We start from the raw sequence: 18,989 nt of genomic DNA on the forward strand, positions 1-18,989 counted from the left end.
GCTCTCTTAGCTATCCGCAAGTATAGGCAAAATCTTGCTTAATTTATCTAGTGTTTCCTGGTATTCCGATTCAGCCTGACTATCTGCTACTAAGCCGCCACCAGCCCACGCATATAAATTCTGGTCGTTTGCGACTAAGGTTCTGATGGTAATACTGCTATCCATTCCTCCGGAACGATTAATATAGCCAATGCTACCGCAATAAATGCTGCGCCTGTGCGGTTCTAATTCTTCGATAATTTCCATTGCTCGAACTTTAGGTGCGCCAGTTATTGAACCGCCAGGAAAGCAAGCACGTAAACAATCAGTTGCGTTGTATTCATCATCTAGTTCTGCAACAACGGTGCTCACTAAGTGATGCACTGCTGGAAAACTTTCTACTTCAAACAGCAGCGGGACTTGTACCGTTCCTGGTTTTGCTACTCGACCAATATCGTTGCGTAGAAGATCCACTATCATCAAATTCTCGGCTTGGTCTTTTTCAGTATTAACGAGATCTTGTACGTTTTCCATGTCCTTTACTGGATTGTCAGATCGAGGACGGGTTCCTTTAATCGGCTTAGTCTCAATTTTCCTATCTTTTATTTGTAAAAATCGTTCAGGCGAAACACTTAAAACTGCATTGTTCTTTAATTTTATAAAAGCAGAAAAAGGAGCTTGGTTGGCTTTTTCTAAGTGACAATAAGCCTGCCAAATGCTTCCTTGGTATTGAGCACGAAATCGTTGCGCTAAGTTTATTTGATAGCAATCACCAGAATGCAGATATTCCTGAACAACATTGAATTTGGACACGTAATTGCGCTTAGTCATATTCGACTGCCAGTCAGATAACAATATGAATCGAGATAACACGGGCTGTTCTTGGCTAAGTAACCAGTCGAGGTTTTTTTCAGTCTCAAGGCCGACCATACAAGCTGTTTTATTATGGTGGTCGACAATTACAGCCCATTCATATAAGCCCACTGCCATATCCGGTACGTTGATATCTTTTTTCGCTATACAAGGCAATGTTTCTACTCGACGACCAAGGTCATAACCAAAATAGCCAAGCGCGCCACCCACAAAAGGCAGTTCAGAGTCGTCTTTGGTAGCCGGAAGTAATATATCGAGGTATTCCTGAACCAAGGAAAACGGATCGTTTGTTGAAACTACCAACGAACCTTGGTGCTTAATTTCAGTCGTCTTATCTGTGGTCACAAGGGTTGCGATAGGTTGGGCAACGAGCACGTCGTATCGGCTATCAGGGTGGCTGCTAGATGCCGACCTCAGCAACATAGACCATGATTGTTCAGCAATCGGCGAAAAGAGAGTTAATGCTAGATCAGGGGCATAGTCGAGTGAAATTGTACTGATATGGCTAGATTTACTGTTATTCATTTGTTTAATTTGTGACAAAGGCTTTAATCACTGAATGGCGCTAGGTTGCGAGCAAGAGTATCATAATTTAAAAATATAAATAATATTCAGTTGGATGTTATGGCACATCTCCTTGAATCTAATATGGAATAAAGAGGCAAGCAATGACGGTCATTTGTAAACAAGATTTAATCAGCAGTGTTGCTGACGCACTTCAATATATCTCTTATTATCACCCACTTGATTTTGTTAAAGCACTTGAGAGTGCGTATGAAAAAGAAGAAAGCAAAGCGGCTAAGGATGCAATAGCACAAATCCTTATCAACTCAAGAATGTCTGCAGAAGGTCGTCGACCAATCTGTCAAGATACCGGTATCGTCACTTGCTTTGTTAATATAGGAATGAAGGTTCAGTGGGACAGTGACCTTACGGTTCAAGAAATGGTGGATGAAGGGGTACGTCAGGCATACACCAACCCAGATAATCCACTGCGTGCATCGGTATTATCTGATCCTGCAGGTAAACGTATCAATACCAAGGATAATACACCGGCAGTTGTTCATATCAATATGGTGCCAGGTGATAAGGTAGAAGTGCAAATTGCGGCTAAAGGCGGCGGTTCAGAGAACAAAACCAAGATGGTGATGCTAAACCCGTCTGACGATATTGCAGAATGGGTATTAAAAACATTACCGACAATGGGCGCTGGTTGGTGTCCTCCGGGTATGTTAGGTATAGGTATCGGCGGCACAGCTGAAAAGGCAGCGGTTCTTGCAAAAGAGTCTTTGATGGAGCATATCGATATCCAAGAATTGATAGAGCGTGGACCAGCAAATACAGAAGAAGAGCTTCGTTTAGATATCTTTAATCGAGTAAATAAACTTGGTATTGGTGCGCAAGGCTTAGGTGGGTTAACCACCGTTGTCGACGTTAAGATTAAATCCGCGCCTACACATGCAGCATCAAAACCAGTATGTATGATTCCAAACTGTGCGGCGACACGCCATGTACATTTCACATTGGACGGAACTGGGCCAGCTGAACTGACGCCACCAAAATTGGAAGATTGGCCAAAAATCACATGGGAAGCCGATGCAAATACTCGCAGAGTCAATCTTGCTGAAGTGACTAAAGAAGATGTCAAAGAGTGGAAAACAGGCGAAACGGTTCTGCTTACTGGTAAAATTCTAACCGGTCGCGATGCTGCACATAAACGCATTCAAAGTATGCTTGAAAGTGGAGAAGGCCTACCAGAAGGTGTCGACTTCAAAGGTAAATTCATTTATTACGTAGGCCCGGTTGATGCCGTCAGAGATGAGGTAGTTGGTCCTGCAGGTCCTACAACGTCGACACGAATGGATAAGTTTACAGATATGATGCTTGAAGAGACCGGTCTGATGGGAATGATTGGTAAAGCTGAACGGGGTCCTGCAGCGATCGAATCTATCAAAAAGCATGAAGCCGTTTATCTAATGGCGGTTGGCGGCGCAGCGTATCTGGTTGCCAAAGCAATCAAAAAAGCACGCGTGGTTGCTTTTGAAGAACTTGGCATGGAAGCTATCTATGAATTTGATGTTGAAGATATGCCAGTTACGGTCGCGGTAGATTCACGTGGTGCGAATGCACACCAAATTGGCCCAGATACATGGAAAGTGAAAATAGCAGAGGCCGAGAAATAAAGGCTCAATGTTAAAAAAGCGCAGATTATTCTGCGCTTTTTCTTGATTTATCAATGCTATGGTATTTAATAAATGCAAAGGGCGTATTAATATAGATGCACCGCCTTAAAATAAAAACAAGGATGGAATAGAAAATGGCTCGTTTTGTACAAGTACTTCAGCTCATCATTGCTGTTATCGTTGGTTTTTTTGTAGTGAAAGATTTGATTTTGCACGGCATTGGTATTTTCAATCAACAGTGGGTAATGATTAGTATTGCGACGACTCTTTTATTAGAGATAGCTCTCTTTGTCATATATAAATTGATAGAAGACGATTAATAACGTCACTAATGTCTCTAAAATTGGTTGGCTTGTTGCCAACCATTTTGTCTCTTTGCCTTTTACTCTTCCTACCGTATTATCGAGTTAATCTAATCTAACCTGTATTTAAGACTCGTTGAGGATGAATAAATCAATGAAAAAAATTCGCCAAGAAGTTAATGATCTGTTCCATCGCGGAATGGATAGTCATTTGCGATTGGCCGTTACTGGGCTATCTAGGGCTGGTAAGACGGCGTTCATCACCTCATTGAGTAATCAACTTTTATATTCTTCCATTGAAGATAATCTTCCTTTGTTGTCGGCGTCACGAGATAAGCGATTGATTGGCGCTAAAAGAGTGCCACAAACGAATATGATGGTCCCAAGGTTCTCATACGATGAAGCGATGGAGTCGTTGCAAGGCATCCCACCGCAATGGCCTGAGCCAACGAAAGACGTCAGTGAAATTCGCCTTGCTCTGCGTTATAAACCGAACAAAGGGGCTAAACGTCTTTTGACCGATTCCTCTACATTGTACCTCGATATCATCGATTACCCTGGAGAATGGCTACTCGATCTACCACTACTTGAAATGAACTTTGAACAATGGTGTGACACTCAGTTTGCTTCTTTAAAAGGAATAAGAGCCGATTTAGCAAAGCCATGGTTAGATGAATTGAAAGCGATGGACCCGTTAGCTGAAGCGAATGAAAAAGAGATAGAAAGAGTATCACTCATCTACACAGACTATTTGCATCGCTGTAAAGAGCAGGGACTACACTGGGTTCAACCGGGACGTTTTGTTTTGCCGGGAGAATTAAAAGGCGCGCCTGTATTGCAGTTTTTCCCGTTTTCTTTGCCTGGCAATGCTGACAAACCGCAAAAAGCTGACAAGCACAGTCTCTATGGCATGTTACGTGCGCGCTATCAAGAATACCAAACAAAAGTGGTTAAGCGATTCTATAAAGAATATTTTTCTACATTTGATAGGCAGATAGTTTTGATTGATTGCTTACAGCCTCTAAACGCCGGTTATGAGTCTTTTCATGATATGAGAAGTGCATTAGAGCAGATCATGAAAAGCTTTAGATACGGTCGAAGTTCGTTATTAAAAAGGCTTTTCTCACCGCGTATAGACAAAATATTGTTTGCAAGTACTAAGGCGGATCACGTTACTCCTGAACAGCACACATCATTGCTTTCTTTGTTACAACAGATGGTGCATCCTTCATGGCAACACGCGGCCTTTGAGAATATAGAAATGGAGTGCATGACTATCGCTTCAATCCGCGCCACTACAACAGGGTTTGTCTCTAATGGTGACGAAAGTGTACCGGCATTAAGAGGCACGACCACAGACGGTACCCCATTAACACTTTATCCTGGAGAAGTACCACAAAAATTGCCAAAAGAAAGCTTTTGGCAAGATAATCAGTTTGAATTTAATAGTTTTCGGCCTATGGAATCTAGTAGCGATGCCGCCTTGAATCACATACGAATAGATAAGGCTTTACAGTATTTAATTGGGGATAAACTTAAATGACAGAATATAAAACAAAAAAAATCTTTTCTGAAAGCATTGATACCCCAAAACAAGACGATGATGAGCTAACGGTTCAAACTGCCTTTGAAGAGAAAGTTAAGTTTGTTCCTGCTGAAATAGAAGAAGAAAACACGGAGGCAGCGGAAGACCAACTAGAGTTTATTATTCGCCCCAATAAAAAGCATAAATGGTTTGGAGCTGGTTTAGTTGTGGCCTTTGCAGGGTTAATTGGCTGGCAAGCAGTCGATAGTGTGATTACGGCTGTTCAGTCTTCAGACTGGCTTTCCGTTGGTTGGTCTATTTTTGTTGCCTCAATAGCGAGTCTGGGTATTTCGGCGATTGGCAAAGAGTTATTAAAATTAAGAAGGTTACGCCACCATTTTTCTATTCATGAACAGAGTGAAGAGTTACTACAAAGCTCTGGGTTAGGGAAGGGAAAGCCATTTTGTGAAAAACTGGCTAAAGAGAGTGGTATCAGTGATGTAAATCCAAGCTTTACTCGTTGGCAGAAAGCGATTAATGATTCACATAGTGATGCAGAAGTGTTGCAAATGTACGAAGGCATGGTGATAACCAAACAGGATCAACAAGCGAAAGCGATTGTTGCTAAATTATCAACAGAGGCTGCAGTTCTTGTTGCCGTAAGTCCACTTGCTATCGCTGATATTTTGTTGGTGGCTTGGCGAAATTTTAAGTTAATAGATGATCTTGCAAATGTATATGGTGTTGAACTTGGTTATTGGTCGAGATTAAAGTTATTCAAATTAGTGTTAGTTAACATGGCAGCCGCAGGTGCAACAGAAGTGGCGACCGATGCAAGTATGGACTTATTGTCTATGGATCTTGCAGGTAAAGTGTCTGCTCGCGTTGCTCAAGGGTTTGGTGTCGGCATTCTAACTGCTAGGTTAGGATTAAGAGCCATGTCATTGTTACGTCCTATACCTTGGAACCAAGAAAGCAAAGTCCGATTAGGTGAAATCCGTAAAATCTTACTGGTAAAATTAAAAAATACTTTATAAATGACTTTAGTCTGTCTGTTTGAGCGCCAGTTGGATAACATTTTAATCATATAAGCTTAGATTTTATTTATGATCTTGACGTTGTAAATTCCTTAATACAAACTGGTGTCAACTTTTCCTGACACCTTGAAGGATTTTTCGTGCGTCTTGAAGTATTGTGTGAAGACCGCGTGGGGCTTACCCGCGAATTACTTGAGTTATTAGCATCTAGAAATATCGACTTACGTGGTATAGAAATTGACGTTGTTGGTATTATCTATCTTAGCTGCCGTGAAATAGAGTTTGAGGCATTTAGTGAGTTAATGGCTCAGATAAGGCGGATCTCTGGCGTAACCGATGTGCGCAAAATCCGATTTATGCCTAGCGAAAGGCATAACACGGAACTGGTTTCGCTACTTGCAAATTTACCAGACCCAGTGCTGTCAGTTAGTCTTACTGGTTGTATCGATATGGCTAACCATGCTGCTTGTGAATTGCTAGGCAAAGAAGTCGAAGCGATTATCGGTGAACAGATCTCCACGTATATACCAAGTTTTAATTTCTTAGACTGGATAGAAGGGGAGATAAACCGTAAGCGAGAGTCAACGGTTATCGATGGCCTAGATTACGTTTTAGAGGTCACACCGGTTTATATCAGCGAAGAAACCCAAAATGAGTCCGTCCTAGCGAGTGCAGTTGTTACACTCAAATCTCTTCTTCAAGATCAGTTAAAGGCCAATTTTTTACCTGAATCGAGCGCCATCGGTTTTGAACATTTCGTGGGTATATCCAATCGACATAAACTCCTTATGTCGCACGCAAAAAAATTAGTAATGCTCGATCAACCTTTGCTCATAGAAGGTGAAACAGGAACGGGTAAAGAGATGTTAGCCCGTGCTTGTCATGCTCGTTCAGAGAGAGCAACTAAGCCATTTCTAGTACTCAACTGTGCTTCAATGCCTGATGATGTAGCTGAGACCGAGTTATTTGGTCATGCGCCAGGGGCGTTTAATCAAGGTACTGGTCACAAAGGTATTTTTGAACAAGCTGACGGTGGCATCGTTTTCTTAGATGAAATTGGGGAAATGAGCTCGCATTTACAGATAAAACTGCTTAGATTCTTACAAGATGGCACCTATCGTCGTGTAGGAGAAGAAGATGAAATTCACGTAAACGTAAGGATTATTGCTTCTACCAAGCAAAATCTGGCAACGTTGACGGAGCAAGGTAAGTTCAGAGAAGATCTCTATTACCGCCTTAATGTATTGACCCTCTCAATACCGTCTCTTCGAGAGCGTCCTAGTGACGTATCTCCTTTACTCGACTTGTTTATCAATCGATATTCACTTCAATTAGGTATTAATAAACCAGATATTAGTTCTGAAGTAATTGAAGAGCTTTCCAATTATCAATGGCCTGGAAATATTAGAGAGTTAGACAATACCGTATTAAGGGCGATCACACAGCTTAACAGTGGATCACTCTCCCTCGACGACTTTCAACTACCTAAAGTAGAATCTACTATCCCGAATCATATTGGTGTCTCTTTGGATGGCTCGCTGGATGAGATTATGAAAGAGTACGAATCTCAGATCTTGGATAGGCTGTACCAATCGTTTCCATCTAGCCGAAAATTAGCAAAACGCTTAGGGGTATCACATACCTCTATTGCGAATAAACTAAGAGAATATGGAATAAAGAAACTGTAATGTGGAAAGAATTTAAATTTCACCGACTCGATGAAAGAGACGGTGATTTGCAGGTCAGGTTGGCCACAAAAGACGATGCGAAACTAATTAGTAACTACTTTTGCAAGAATAAAGAATATTTAAGGCGCTGGGAACCAGTAAGGGAAGATGCATTTTTTACCGAATTAGGTTGGAAGAAAAAACTTATCAAACTGAATGAGTTGCATCTTTTAGAACTGGGTTTTTATTGTTTAATTATTAATCGTGTTACCGGTGATATGTTAGGAACGATTTCCTTTAGTAATTTGACTCGCTTTCCATTGCATTCATGTAATGTCGGTTATTCACTAGATGAAAATGCCCAAGGCAATGGCATTATGCGCAAGGCACTTGGTCTTGCTTGCGACTGGATGTTCAAGGTTCAAAATATGCACTGTATTAATGCCAGTTATATGCCGGAAAATAACAAAAGTGCTTCAGTTTTGAAAGCAAGGGGCTTTGAACAAATTGGCTTTGCAAAAGATTACTTGTTGATTGATGGAAAATGGGAAGACCACTATCTTACCGCATTAATTAATACAGAATGGCGAGAAAAAAATGATAAACGACAGACTGGCTAAACAGCTTGAACTCATCATGGAACTCGATCGATTAAAATCGGTATTACGAAGAACCAGAGTAAAAAGTGCAGAAAAGAGATTAGAAAACACGGCAGAACATAGTTGGCATGTCGCGTTAATGGCTATTATTTTACAAGAGCATTCAAATGAACCCGTTGATATTACTAAAGTAGTGAAGATGTTGCTTTTGCACGATATCGTTGAGATAGATGCTGGTGATACTTTTGTTTATGATGCTGTCGCATCAGAAGACCAAGAAGAGAAAGAGCAACAGGCGGCCGACCGATTATTTGGTATGTTACCTGACGACCAAGCAAATGAGTTAAAGGGAATTTGGTTGGAGTTTGAGCAAGCGCAATCAGCAGAAGCAAGGTTCGCCAAAGCACTGGATAGAATTATCCCAATTTTGATGAATCATCAAAATCATGGGCAAAGCTGGGTTGAACACGGTATTGCAAGACAACAGGTTATTGATATTAATGGTCGAATCGAAAAGGGCTCTAGCGCGTTGTGGGACAAAGCACTAGAAGTAATTAATGATTCTGTCGATAAAGGCTGGCTGAAGCCGTAGGAGAATGGGAAGTTTAATGTCGTACCTAAATTTAGATGAATACAATCGTAAGTGGATTTTTACCCATCCTTCGATGCCTATTGAAGAGAAGTATCACTCATTAATTAAGCCGATGACTCAGTCTCGTTCGGCTCAATTTTGGAAAGAGAATATTAGTAGCCAGAGCCCAGATGCGGAACGCTTCTCTAATCAAGATTGGCCAAGTAAAACCAACAGTTGGTTCAATGAAGTTAGTTGGATGAAAGAGTGGGAGAGCGATGACATAGAAATGCCCGCAGACGTTATCGAACATATCGATTGGCAAGATGATGTGACCGTCTATTTCTGTTACGAAAAGTACAATGTTATTGAGACTAAATGGTCAGTATTTAAGGCAAATTGGAAAAACTTTTTATTCTACGATGATGGTCCTATTTTACTGGGAAGAAGACGCAAAGAAGCACTATGGTTCGCGAGTGACGGCACCGTGAAACTCGGTGAAAAGCAATAAAGAACAGGGTTTAAGATGAATTACAATAGGGTCGTCTGTTTCGACTTAGAGATGTGTTGTTGGAATAAAGATGGCGTAGGTACAACGGGCGAGATCATAGAGATTGGTCTAGCCGAAATAGATCTTACTACTCAAGAAATAGTAAAAAGAGCGCAGTATTATGTTAAGCCAGAACGGGATGTAATCTCTGAATTTTGTGTGGAATTGACTGGTATAACACCCAAAAAATTCAAAAGCAAGGTCGTCCACTCGCGGAAGTGTTTAAATCAATGGTTAAAAACTTCGGTGGCCCAAACAAAATTTACGCAGCGTGGGGTAGAGATGATCTTATCCTCAAATATGAATGCTCAGAGAAAGGACTGGACGTTCCTTTCTCTGAGTTCATAAATTTAGCAACGATTTATCGAATTCAGAATAGAGTTAAAGATCAGAGAATAGGCCATCGAGCTGCGCAGGAGTCAAAAGGGATTGATTGGGAAGGGCGCCAACATTCTGGTTATGTAGATGCTTATAACCTTGCAAAATTAGCCCTTACCTTGCTGTAGTAAATAACGATGTTTTGGTGATAGGTGTCGGATGAGACACCTATTCTTTTGGCAAGTCAGAACCTAACTTAATTTTTAATAACGCTAAGTTTAGCGCGTATAAATTCGCTGTGATCCACATATAGCAGTTCGGCTACTTTTCTAATGACGGCATCTTCCAAAGGGTCAATCCGACCATCTGCATTCGCGACTTCCCACATAGCTTTAACAAGCTCAAATCGAGCAGATTGTTCTAATTCTCTCAATTGCGTTGTAAAGTCGTAAAGTGAGACGGAGTTCTTAATGCTCTCTTTTGCTTGTTCTATTAATGAAAGCGCCTTCTCTTCTTCGATATTAAGTAGATGCATGAGTAAAGCGAGTTTAGCCTTTTCTTCATCAGCTTCTACTTGCGAATCTGCAGCGGCAACCTCACACAACAGTGCGGCCATTGCGAGCTCTGGATTGCTAATGTTATTACCAGATAGGTCTTCGCCTTCTAGTAACTCTTTAAATAACGACTTTATAGACCGAAACATAATCTAACCTTGATAATTACTCTTATTTAGAAGATATAGGCATAAATATAATTTACAAGGGTTGCTTACGATAGTTTACAAAACTGACATAAAAAAAGTTAAGATGTTTTTTTCTCCCTTTAGTTTACCGTAATGATAGATATAGACAGTTCAGTTCTTATAGCAATGGGCATCATTTTTCTTGGGTCTTTCGTCCAAACAGCCATAGGCTTTGGGTTAGCGATTGTTGCAGCACCATTACTTTTTCATGTTTCTCCCGAATACGTCCCTGCACCAATTATAATTGCTGCATTTTTTATCACGCTTTTAAGTACCTTAAAAAATCGTTCAAATATTGAAATGGGAGGGTTGAAAAGTGCAGTAATTGGGCGAATACCGGGGTCTGTTGCTGGTGGCTTCTTACTCATCTATGTGTCGCTTGATACATTGTCACTTTGGCTTGGTATTGCGGTACTTTTTTCGTTGGCGCTTAGTTTATTGCCAATTAGACTTGAGCCAACAAAAAATAAGATGGCGATTGCCGGGTTTTTATCTGGTTTTATGGGGACAAGTTCAGGTATTGGTGGCCCACCAATGGCAATACTTCTACAGCATCAAGATGCGAATAAGTTTCGTGGGAACTTAGCTGCGTTTTTCTTATTTAGTTCCTTAATGTCTCTTCTTGTTCAGCTTTTTGTGGGTTATCTAACGTGGAACCATGTCTACCTGAGCTTACCTTTGATTCCTGCGGCTTGGTTAGGGTATAAAACCGCGACTTTAATTGTGCATCGCCTATCAAAGGAGTGGATCCGCAAGGCTGCATTGTTGCTCTGTTTTATTAGTGGTGCCGGAGCAATTATAGAGGCGCTTGTTTAGAGTTAGAGATCCACGCGAGTGGGTCTTCCAATATTTCAATTACCTCTGTGCTACTTTTTTCATGAGATAATATAAATAATTGTAAGAAAAGTTCGGCCTTAGCTTTAGGTTCTATACTCTGGTCGAACATGAGCTTTACTATCTGATCCTTGAGCATGATAACTTCATGTTCTACAAAGCCTCTGCCTTCTACTTCTCCGGAATCTTCCTCTGGTGCGTTATCAAAATGAAGATTCACAAGATTACCGTCAAAACTAGCGTCTATTAAGGATTCAGGTAACCATTCTTCACCCGTAACGATTTCTGGGTCTTGAGTTTCTGGAATATTTGAAAGAAATTGGATTAATTGTGAAGTTTTCACTGTATACCACTATGTTTATTTATAGATGCCCATTGTAACGATAACCTTGTTAAATGAGCAATTTATCTTTCTTACACAGTGTGGTGAACAATGTTACTGAATCAAGATATTGCTGTGATACAATCTGCGGAATTTCTAGTTAGTTAGGTTATCTCGTTGACGTCGCCACAGCCGAAATCTCAATCCAATAGCATTGAGAACAAAAAAACAAACATAACAGTGCATCTCAATTAAGAGAAGCTCTAAAAGACTGTTTAATTAAAGATAGATTTAGGTTATCTAAACGTATTCATGGTGCAAGTCGCATTAAGAATGACAATTCAAAGAACGCTGTTTTTGATGAAATAGCGTTAGATATTGCTAAGTCTATGATGAAGGTGCAAGAGCGCCAGTCAAATAGTGCAACGATTGAATTTCCTGAGCAATTACCTGTTAGTCAAAAAAGAGCGGATATTGCTAAGGCGATAAACGAAAACCAAGTTGTTATCGTTGCTGGTGAAACGGGTTCAGGTAAAACAACACAGTTACCTAAAATTTGTAGTGAACTTGGTAGAGGTAGGCACGGTCTCATCGGTCATACACAGCCCCGTCGCCTTGCGGCCCGATCTGTCGCTAACCGAATAGCGGAAGAGATGGAAACCAAACTGGGTGAGTTTGTTGGCTATAAAGTTCGCTTTAATGATCAGATTTCCGAAAATACTCAAATCAAATTGATGACCGACGGTATATTACTGGCGGAAATTCAGCATGACCGCTATTTAAATCAGTACGATACCATCATTATTGATGAGGCTCATGAACGAAGCCTTAACATCGATTTTATACTTGGTTATTTAAAGGAGTTGCTGCCACGTAGACCTGATCTAAAGGTTATTATTACATCAGCAACAATAGACCCTGAACGTTTCTCAAAGCACTTTTTTAACGCACCGATAATCGAAGTTTCCGGTAGAACTTTTCCTGTAGAAACCAGATATCGTCCGCTTAATAGTGATGAAGCTGATGATCGGGATCAGTTAGAAGGAATCTTCGAGGCTGTGGATGAACTGGCTGATGAAGGTTTAGGTGACATCCTTATATTTATGAACGGAGAGCGGGAAATACGAGATACCGCCGATGCGTTATCTAAACGAAACCTTCGAGATACAGAAATCGTCCCACTCTATGCCAGATTATCGTCGGGTGAACAAAATAAAATATTTCAACCTCATGCTGGCCGAAGAATAGTGTTGGCAACAAACGTGGCTGAAACGTCTCTCACAGTGCCTGGTATCAAATACGTTATTGATCCTGGTACTGCGCGTATTAGCCGATACAGTTACAGAACTAAAGTACAACGTTTACCTATTGAAGCTATTTCTCAAGCAAGCGCTAATCAACGTAAAGGGCGTTGTGGGCGTGTGAATGAAGGAATCTGTATTCGACTCTATTCGGAAGACGATTTTGAATCACGCCCGGAATTTACAGATCCTGAGATATTACGTACGAATCTCGCCTCCGTTATTCTGCAAATGACCGCGCTCGGTTTAGGTGATATTCAGGCATTTCCATTTGTTGAAGCACCAGATAAACGCAATATACTTGACGGTGTTCGCTTGCTTGAAGAGCTCGGCGCAATAAATTCAACTAGCAATGACAGTAAAAAACAATTAACGGTAATGGGGCGAAAGCTAGCTCGACTACCCATTGATCCACGATTAGCCAGAATGGTTATCGAAGCGCCAAAATTCGGCTGTTTAAAAGAAGTGATGACCATTGCCGCTGCGTTGTCTATCCAAGATCCTAGAGAGCGTCCTTCTGACAAGAAGCAGTCTTCAGACGATAAACATAAGCGTTTCTTTGATAAAGAGTCTGACTTCATCACCTACATTAATTTGTGGAATTACATACAAGAGCAGCAGAAAGCGCTCTCATCGAATCAATTTAGGAAACAGTGTAAACAAGACTATTTGAATTATCTTCGGATCAGAGAATGGCAAGATGTGTACTTTCAACTCCATCAATCAATGAGAGAGATGGATACAAAGCTCAATGATGAACCAGGAAATTACCAAGGTATTCATTGTGCATTGCTAGCTGGTCTTCTTTCACATATCGGTCTAAAGGATCAGGAAAAGCATGAATATCAAGGCGCTAGAAATGCTCGTTTTCATATTTTTCCAGCTTCGGGACTATTTAAAAAGCAACCTAAGTGGGTTATTTCAGCAGAGCTCGTTGAGACTTCTAAGCTTTGGGGGCGCATTGTCGCAAAGATTCAACCAGAATGGATTGAACCACTTGCTAAGCATCTAATTAAACGCAGTTACAGCGAACCGCATTGGTCAAAAAAACAGGGTGCTGTGATGGCCTCTGAAAAAGTGATGCTTTATGGCATTCCTATTATACCTAAAAGACTGGTTAACTATGGTTCAATTGACCCGATAGTGAGCCGTGAAATCTTTATTCGTAGCGCTTTGGTTGAGGGTGAATGGGATAATAGACACGTATTCTTCAAAAACAACCGTAAGTTACTTCAAGAAGTGGAAGAGCTTGAACATAAATCTCGACGTAGAGATATTTTGGTTGATGACGACGAGTTGTTCGAGTTTTATGACCAACGTGTAGCTACCGATGTGGTTTCGGTTAAGCATTTTGATAGTTGGTGGAAAAAAGCCAGTAAAGATAAACCGGAACTACTTAATTTCGAAAAAGAGATGTTATTTAGAGGGGATGCAAGTCACGTTACCGATCTGGATTATCCTAATTTTTGGCATCACGGAAACATTAAGTTAAAACTGAGCTACCAATTTGAACCGGGTGATGACACCGATGGTGTTACGGTGCATATCCCGCTACCAATACTTAATCAGATAGACAGTTCGGGTTTTGATTGGCAAATTCCAGGTTTACGCAAAGAGCTCGTAGTTAGTCTAATTAAATCGTTGCCTAAAACGTTGCGTCGTAATTTTGTGCCAGCACCAAACTATGCGGACGCGTTTTTGGCACGAGTTACACCGCTTGAAGCACCATTACTTGATTCTTTAGAAAAAGAGTTGAGACGAATCACCGGTGTTGAAGTATTAAGGGAAGATTGGAAGCTAGATCAAGTCCCTGAACATCTAAAGGTAACATTTCGTGCTGTTGACCAACATAGACGTAAACTGAAAGAACATAAAGATTTACACGAGTTGAAAGAGAGTTTGAAAGAGAAAGTACAGCAGACGCTTTCTCAAGTCGCAGACGATGATATTGAACAGCAAGGTTTACATACTTGGAGCTTTGGTGAATTACCCAAGGTCTATCAGCAAAAACGTGGCGGGTTTAACGTAAAAGCCTTCCCTGCGATAGTTGATGGTAAAGACAGTGTTGAAATAAAGCTATTTGAAACAGAGTATGAACAAGAATCTGCGATGAAAGCAGGGCAACGGCGACTAATATTATTGAATGTGCCTTCGCCTATAAAGTATCTGCATGCTAATTTACCAAATAAGTCTAAATTAGGGCTCTATTTTAACCCTTACGGTAAAGTACTGGATCTAATCGATGATTGTATTGCATGCGGTATAGATAAGCTTATTGAACAGAAAGGTGGTTTGGTTTGGGATCCTCAGCAGTTTGAAGTTCAGAAGGAATTTATCCGCGGTGAACTTGGCGATACCGTGGTTGAGATTGCAAAGCAAGTTGAAACAATACTAACCACAGCGTTTAGTATTAATAAAAAATTGAAAGGTAAAATTGATTTTACGATGGCGTTTGCACTGTCAGACATAAAATCTCAGGTAGAGGGGTTGATTTTTAAAGGTTTTGCTACAGAATGCGGGTGGAAAAAACTACCGGATATTCTTCGTTATCTAAAAGCGATTGAAAGGCGGATGGAAAAACTCCCGATAGACCCGAATCGAGACCGCTTGCAAATGCTAAAAGTGGAAGCTGTCTACAATGATTATCGAGAACTGCTTAATAAAATACCGAAAGGTGTCGCCGTTCCCGATAATGTGAAAGATATCCGGTGGATGCTAGAAGAATTAAGGGTGAGCTTCTTTGCACAGCAATTGGGAACACCTTATCCAGTGTCCGATAAGAGAATTAAAAACGCGATTGAGTCATGTTAGGCAAGGATATTGCAAGCATGTAATTAATTAAGAATTAAACGTATGTGCGGCAATTAAGTGCCACATGCGTATAACAACTAAGAAGGTAAGGTATGAAAAAGACTTTAGTAGCCCTAGCATTAGCTAGTTTTGCGACATCTGTGGCCGCGGATTCATTGGTTTATGGTGGAGCTATGGTTGGTCAGTCCGATTATGATGGGGAAACATCAACATCGGTAGAGGTTCATGTTGGTACTGGTATATTGCCTTTTATCGGTGTTGAAGGTGGTTATATTGATCACGGTAGCTTTAATATTAATGGTACTGATTTATCAGCAAACTCGCTTTATGGCGCACTTCGCCCGAGCATTGATTTAGGTCCACTGCATATCTATGGTCGTGTAGGTCTGCACTCATGGGATTCTGAGTATGGTGCGATTAAAAATGACGGTGTTGATCCTATGTATGGCGTTGGACTGGAATATTTTGTATTTGGTCCTGTGGCGCTGGGCGCTGGGTACCATGTCTACAAAATGGATGATGAAGACGTTAAGAACTTTTCCTTAACAGCGACGTTCCATTTTTTATAAGTGTTTAAGGACCTGGAATTTAGATAATGAAAAGGCCAACATATGATATGTTGGCCTTTTTGCGGAACTTCTGTGGTATAAATTTACGGTAGTTCTCGCAGGAAACTGTCCTCTTCAGCCGTGACAAAAACAGGTTGTTCACAGCATGGACATACAGGTGGCTTTTGATTATCAGAATGCACATCAACGGTCATGTTGCAAGTCGTGCAAATATACGTGCCGGTTGGGTAGCTACTGGATGAAAGTGTGGAATTCGCATGTGGCTCATAATCCATTACATCTCTCCTTTTAGTATTTACTAATATTAATGTAAAAGGTATTTTGACGTTTGTCTAATTGATTTGGATCCAATAGCGGATTAAGAGATATAGGTAGCACTTAGTGTAGACACTCTAACCTTGATTAATCTAAAACTGTTAACTAGGTCATCTTAGGCACCAAAACAGAAATTGATGCACTATATCGTGCAAACATGGGTTTGTACCGTTCAATTAATTAACAGAAAGATGATATAAAGGTAGTGGAGAGTACATCTGTTAGAATTAAAGTGAAATGTAACCGTGACAAATGAGCCAGTGAATAAAAACAAATGTATACACACACAATTGCCGTCTTTAATTCACCGTATTGGCGGAGATAGCGTTAAAGAGGCAAAATTATTGGTTGCTGAAAAGGGTGGGGAACTTAAACGTATCAGGCGTTCTAGAAACTGGCGACTTATTACTGATTTAACACATTTACCTATCATTATCGATAAACTGAAGTCGACTCATCCAGAAAAAATGCGCTACTTAATCGAAAAACTAGAACAAAAATGGTCTGAGTGCGGACCTGTACCAGAATCACCGCAATGCAAACTTCGTAGACTTATTACAGAGAATCCAAACATTACGTTAGCGGAATTAATGATCGAAACAGACTGCTCTATATCAGAAGTTAGAGAAGCTCGATTTAATGTTGAGCTTCTTTAATTACGTTTATGTAACGGTATAAATATATTTTTACAGTTGGTCGGTATTATTTGTTATGAAGGATAGTACTTTATCTGCCACTAGTGGTTTTGAATAGTAAAACCCCTGAACCATATCGCATCCTATAGAAGTAAGATAATCTGATTGTTCAATGGTTTCCACTCCTTCAGCAATGACTTTTAGCCCCAAATTGTGACCTAAATCGTTAATTGATTGGACGATGCTTTGATCGAGTAAGTTAGTTGTAACATTAGAAACAAACGAGCGATCTATCTTCAGTACACTAGCTTGAAATTTTTTTAGATAGCTAAACGAAGAATAACCTGTACCAAAATCATCGATAGCGATGCTAAAGCCCGCCCTAATTAAACGACTTAATACAGCGATGATTTTTTCAGGATCTTTTATCAAGATTGATTCGGTGACTTCTAATTCTATTTGGGCCGGAGAAATGCGCTCATTTTTCAATACAGCGAGCGTGCGTTCATAAAAATAAGGTTGTTCAATTTGTTGTACAGAGATGTTAATTGCGATACGACCATCAAAGTCAAACCCGGCAGTTCGCCATTGATTTATCTGTTTACACGTTGTCAAAATAACCCAATGACCAATCTCAGTCATTAACCCGTGTTTCTCGGCAATAGGTATAAATTCAGCTGGTCCGATAAAGCCCATTTCGGGTTCGGTCCAACGAAGAAGAGCCTCAAACCCAACGATGTCATGGGAAACAAGATCAATTTTTGGTTGATAAACTAGTGCAAGTTGATTCTTTTCAATCGCTTGAGACAATTTTATCGATATTGTTTTTTCTCTATCGTATTCGTAACCAAGGCTTTTGTTATAACAAACATAGCTCTGGTGAGATACTTTTGCTTTGTGCATTGCTAAATCTGAGCGCGATAGCACTGAACTTAGATCTCGACCATCAATTGGCCAAGTAGAAGAACCGATACTGATACCAAGATAGTTATCTCTTCCTTCAATAACGATAGGGTCTGAGAACGACTTAACCAATTTATCAGCCAATAGCGATGTGCTCGTTTTTGTCGCGTTACGGTGTATAACGACAAACTCATCGCCATCTACCCTAGCTAAAAAATCATTAGAGGAGAGTAGACTCGACAATCGTTTTGCTACGGTCTTCAATGCCCCATCACCACAAAGATGGCCATGGGTATTATTTAGTTCTTTGAAGCGGTCTATATCAGCGAAGATAATCGAGAAGTGGTTTTCATCTGTCGGGTTAAAATTTGCAAGAAACTCCGCTTCTTCAATAAAAAATGCGCGGTTAGGCAATCCGGTTAAACTATCAAATTGAGTCAACTTTTTAACTCGGTCTTCAGCGTGTTTTTGTGCTGTAATGTCTTTTTTTCAGCGAGATAACAAATAATTTTACCTTCATCGCTGAGAATAGGTGATATAACGGCTTCTTCTATATATTCATTTCCATTTCGATGCACATTAACAAACACGCCGCGCCATTGGTTGCCAGCTTGTAATGTAAGGTGCATATCTCGGTAGGTTTCTGGTGGAGTTTGATTTGATTTGAGGATTCGTGGGTTTTCGCCAACCACATCATTTAACTTATAGCCACTCAGTTGCTCAAATTTTTTGTTTACGTAAATAATATTTTTATCTACGTCAGTGATAACAACCGCATTAGAGCTTTGATTAACAATAGAGAAAAAAGGGTGGAGTTCCTGTCAGCGGTAATGCCAATACGTTCAAGTTCTTGGGCGACAGAGGGAAGTGTTGAAGGTGCAAGAAACCCTTGCTGTAAAACATCAAACAATTGGGAGTTAGCGAGAGTGTCTACATCTTTCTTATCTTTCATT

The 18,989-nt window shown here is 40.4% G+C and carries 18 protein-coding genes and 2 pseudogenes; 13 read left to right on the top strand and 7 right to left on the bottom strand.

What is annotated here, in order from left to right; translation table 11 throughout:
* Positions 1-6: 6 nt before the first annotated feature.
* Entirely contained in the window at positions 7-1,377 is a 1,371-nt protein-coding gene (gene pabB / locus PGX00_RS08930) for an aminodeoxychorismate synthase component I (protein WP_272135399.1), read from the bottom strand.
* Positions 1,378-1,520: 143 nt separating this feature from the next.
* On the opposite strand from pabB, the gene PGX00_RS08935 reads away from it, so the two are divergent.
* The 9 genes and pseudogenes from PGX00_RS08935 (at position 1,521) to PGX00_RS08975 (ending at position 9,792) form a co-directional block, all read left to right on the top strand.
* Entirely contained in the window at positions 1,521-3,035 is a 1,515-nt protein-coding gene (locus PGX00_RS08935) for a fumarate hydratase (protein WP_272135401.1), read from the top strand.
* A gap of 134 nt (positions 3,036-3,169) precedes the next feature.
* On the top strand, positions 3,170-3,355 hold the full coding sequence (locus PGX00_RS08940) for a hypothetical protein (RefSeq protein WP_272135403.1): 186 nt from the start codon (positions 3,170-3,172) through the stop codon (positions 3,353-3,355).
* Positions 3,356-3,491: 136 nt separating this feature from the next.
* Positions 3,492-4,880 carry a YcjX family GTP-binding protein gene (locus tag PGX00_RS08945; protein ID WP_272135405.1) on the top strand — a complete coding sequence of 463 codons (1,389 nt, stop codon included), beginning with the start codon at positions 3,492-3,494 and terminating at the stop codon, positions 4,878-4,880.
* A complete protein-coding gene (locus PGX00_RS08950; protein ID WP_272135407.1) occupies positions 4,877-5,899 on the top strand; it encodes a YcjF family protein in 1,023 nt (340 codons plus the stop codon). Before PGX00_RS08945 ends, PGX00_RS08950 begins: the two co-directional genes overlap by 4 nt.
* Before the next feature lie 140 nt (positions 5,900-6,039).
* Complete coding sequence (tyrR, locus tag PGX00_RS08955; RefSeq protein WP_272135409.1) at positions 6,040-7,587, top strand: transcriptional regulator TyrR; 1,548 nt, start codon at positions 6,040-6,042, stop codon at positions 7,585-7,587.
* Entirely contained in the window at positions 7,587-8,186 is a 600-nt protein-coding gene (locus tag PGX00_RS08960; RefSeq protein ID WP_272135411.1) for a GNAT family N-acetyltransferase, read from the top strand. Before tyrR ends, PGX00_RS08960 begins: the two co-directional genes overlap by 1 nt.
* Positions 8,164-8,757, top strand: a complete 594-nt coding sequence (locus PGX00_RS08965; RefSeq protein ID WP_272135413.1) for an HD domain-containing protein — start codon at positions 8,164-8,166, stop codon at positions 8,755-8,757. Before PGX00_RS08960 ends, PGX00_RS08965 begins: the two co-directional genes overlap by 23 nt.
* Before the next feature lie 16 nt (positions 8,758-8,773).
* Positions 8,774-9,247, top strand: a complete 474-nt coding sequence (locus PGX00_RS08970) for a DUF2947 domain-containing protein (RefSeq protein WP_272135415.1) — start codon at positions 8,774-8,776, stop codon at positions 9,245-9,247.
* A 15-nt stretch (positions 9,248-9,262) separates the two neighbouring features.
* Positions 9,263-9,792, top strand: a pseudogene (locus PGX00_RS08975) (exonuclease domain-containing protein).
* Between the two features lie 68 nt (positions 9,793-9,860).
* Here the strand turns inward: PGX00_RS08975 and PGX00_RS08980 are convergent.
* Positions 9,861-10,307, bottom strand: a complete 447-nt coding sequence (locus tag PGX00_RS08980; RefSeq protein WP_272135417.1) for a tellurite resistance TerB family protein — start codon at positions 10,305-10,307, stop codon at positions 9,861-9,863.
* 132 nt (positions 10,308-10,439) lie between these two features.
* Here PGX00_RS08980 and PGX00_RS08985 point away from each other — a divergent pair, with 132 nt between their 5' ends.
* Complete coding sequence (locus PGX00_RS08985) at positions 10,440-11,162, top strand: sulfite exporter TauE/SafE family protein (protein ID WP_272135419.1); 723 nt, start codon at positions 10,440-10,442, stop codon at positions 11,160-11,162.
* On the opposite strand, the gene PGX00_RS08990 is transcribed toward PGX00_RS08985, so the two are convergent.
* The gene (locus PGX00_RS08990) at positions 11,143-11,523 is read right to left on the bottom strand and encodes a VC1380 family protein (protein WP_272135421.1); all 381 of its coding nucleotides are present in this window, start codon (positions 11,521-11,523) and stop codon (positions 11,143-11,145) included. The genes PGX00_RS08985 and PGX00_RS08990 overlap by 20 nt on opposite strands.
* Positions 11,524-11,738: 215 nt before the next feature.
* Between PGX00_RS08990 and hrpA the strand changes: the two are divergent.
* Both hrpA and PGX00_RS09000 read left to right on the top strand, forming a co-directional pair.
* Positions 11,739-15,614 (top strand): annotated as a pseudogene (hrpA, locus tag PGX00_RS08995) (ATP-dependent RNA helicase HrpA); the annotation flags it as partial.
* Positions 15,615-15,706: 92 nt separating this feature from the next.
* The gene (locus PGX00_RS09000) at positions 15,707-16,183 is read left to right on the top strand and encodes an outer membrane beta-barrel protein (RefSeq protein WP_272135424.1); all 477 of its coding nucleotides are present in this window, start codon (positions 15,707-15,709) and stop codon (positions 16,181-16,183) included.
* Positions 16,184-16,266: 83 nt separating this feature from the next.
* Here PGX00_RS09000 and PGX00_RS09005 read toward each other — a convergent pair whose 3' ends face one another.
* Positions 16,267-16,458 (bottom strand): hypothetical protein, encoded by a 192-nt coding sequence (locus PGX00_RS09005; RefSeq protein WP_272135426.1) that lies wholly within the window; start codon positions 16,456-16,458, stop codon positions 16,267-16,269.
* A 300-nt stretch (positions 16,459-16,758) separates the two neighbouring features.
* Between PGX00_RS09005 and PGX00_RS09010 the strand changes: the two genes are divergently transcribed.
* The gene (locus PGX00_RS09010; protein ID WP_272135429.1) at positions 16,759-17,154 is read left to right on the top strand and encodes a ribosome recycling factor family protein; all 396 of its coding nucleotides are present in this window, start codon (positions 16,759-16,761) and stop codon (positions 17,152-17,154) included.
* Between the two features lie 30 nt (positions 17,155-17,184).
* On the opposite strand, the gene PGX00_RS09015 is transcribed toward PGX00_RS09010, so the two are convergent.
* From PGX00_RS09015 to PGX00_RS09025, 3 genes are read right to left on the bottom strand one after another with little or no spacing between them, the layout of a single operon-like run.
* Entirely contained in the window at positions 17,185-18,477 is a 1,293-nt protein-coding gene (locus PGX00_RS09015) for a putative bifunctional diguanylate cyclase/phosphodiesterase (RefSeq protein WP_272135432.1), read from the bottom strand.
* Positions 18,474-18,833: a PAS domain-containing protein gene (locus tag PGX00_RS09020; RefSeq protein ID WP_322107873.1), complete on the bottom strand. Its 360-nt coding sequence runs from the start codon at positions 18,831-18,833 to the stop codon at positions 18,474-18,476. The genes PGX00_RS09015 and PGX00_RS09020 overlap by 4 nt, the downstream gene beginning before the upstream one ends.
* Entirely contained in the window at positions 18,791-18,988 is a 198-nt protein-coding gene (locus PGX00_RS09025) for a hypothetical protein (RefSeq protein ID WP_272135434.1), read from the bottom strand. The genes PGX00_RS09020 and PGX00_RS09025 overlap by 43 nt, the downstream gene beginning before the upstream one ends.
* Position 18,989: the final 1 nt, after the last annotated feature.

Origin of the sequence: Vibrio algarum (assembly GCF_028204155.1) — a bacterium.
Classification (GTDB): domain Bacteria; phylum Pseudomonadota; class Gammaproteobacteria; order Enterobacterales; family Vibrionaceae; genus Vibrio; species Vibrio algarum.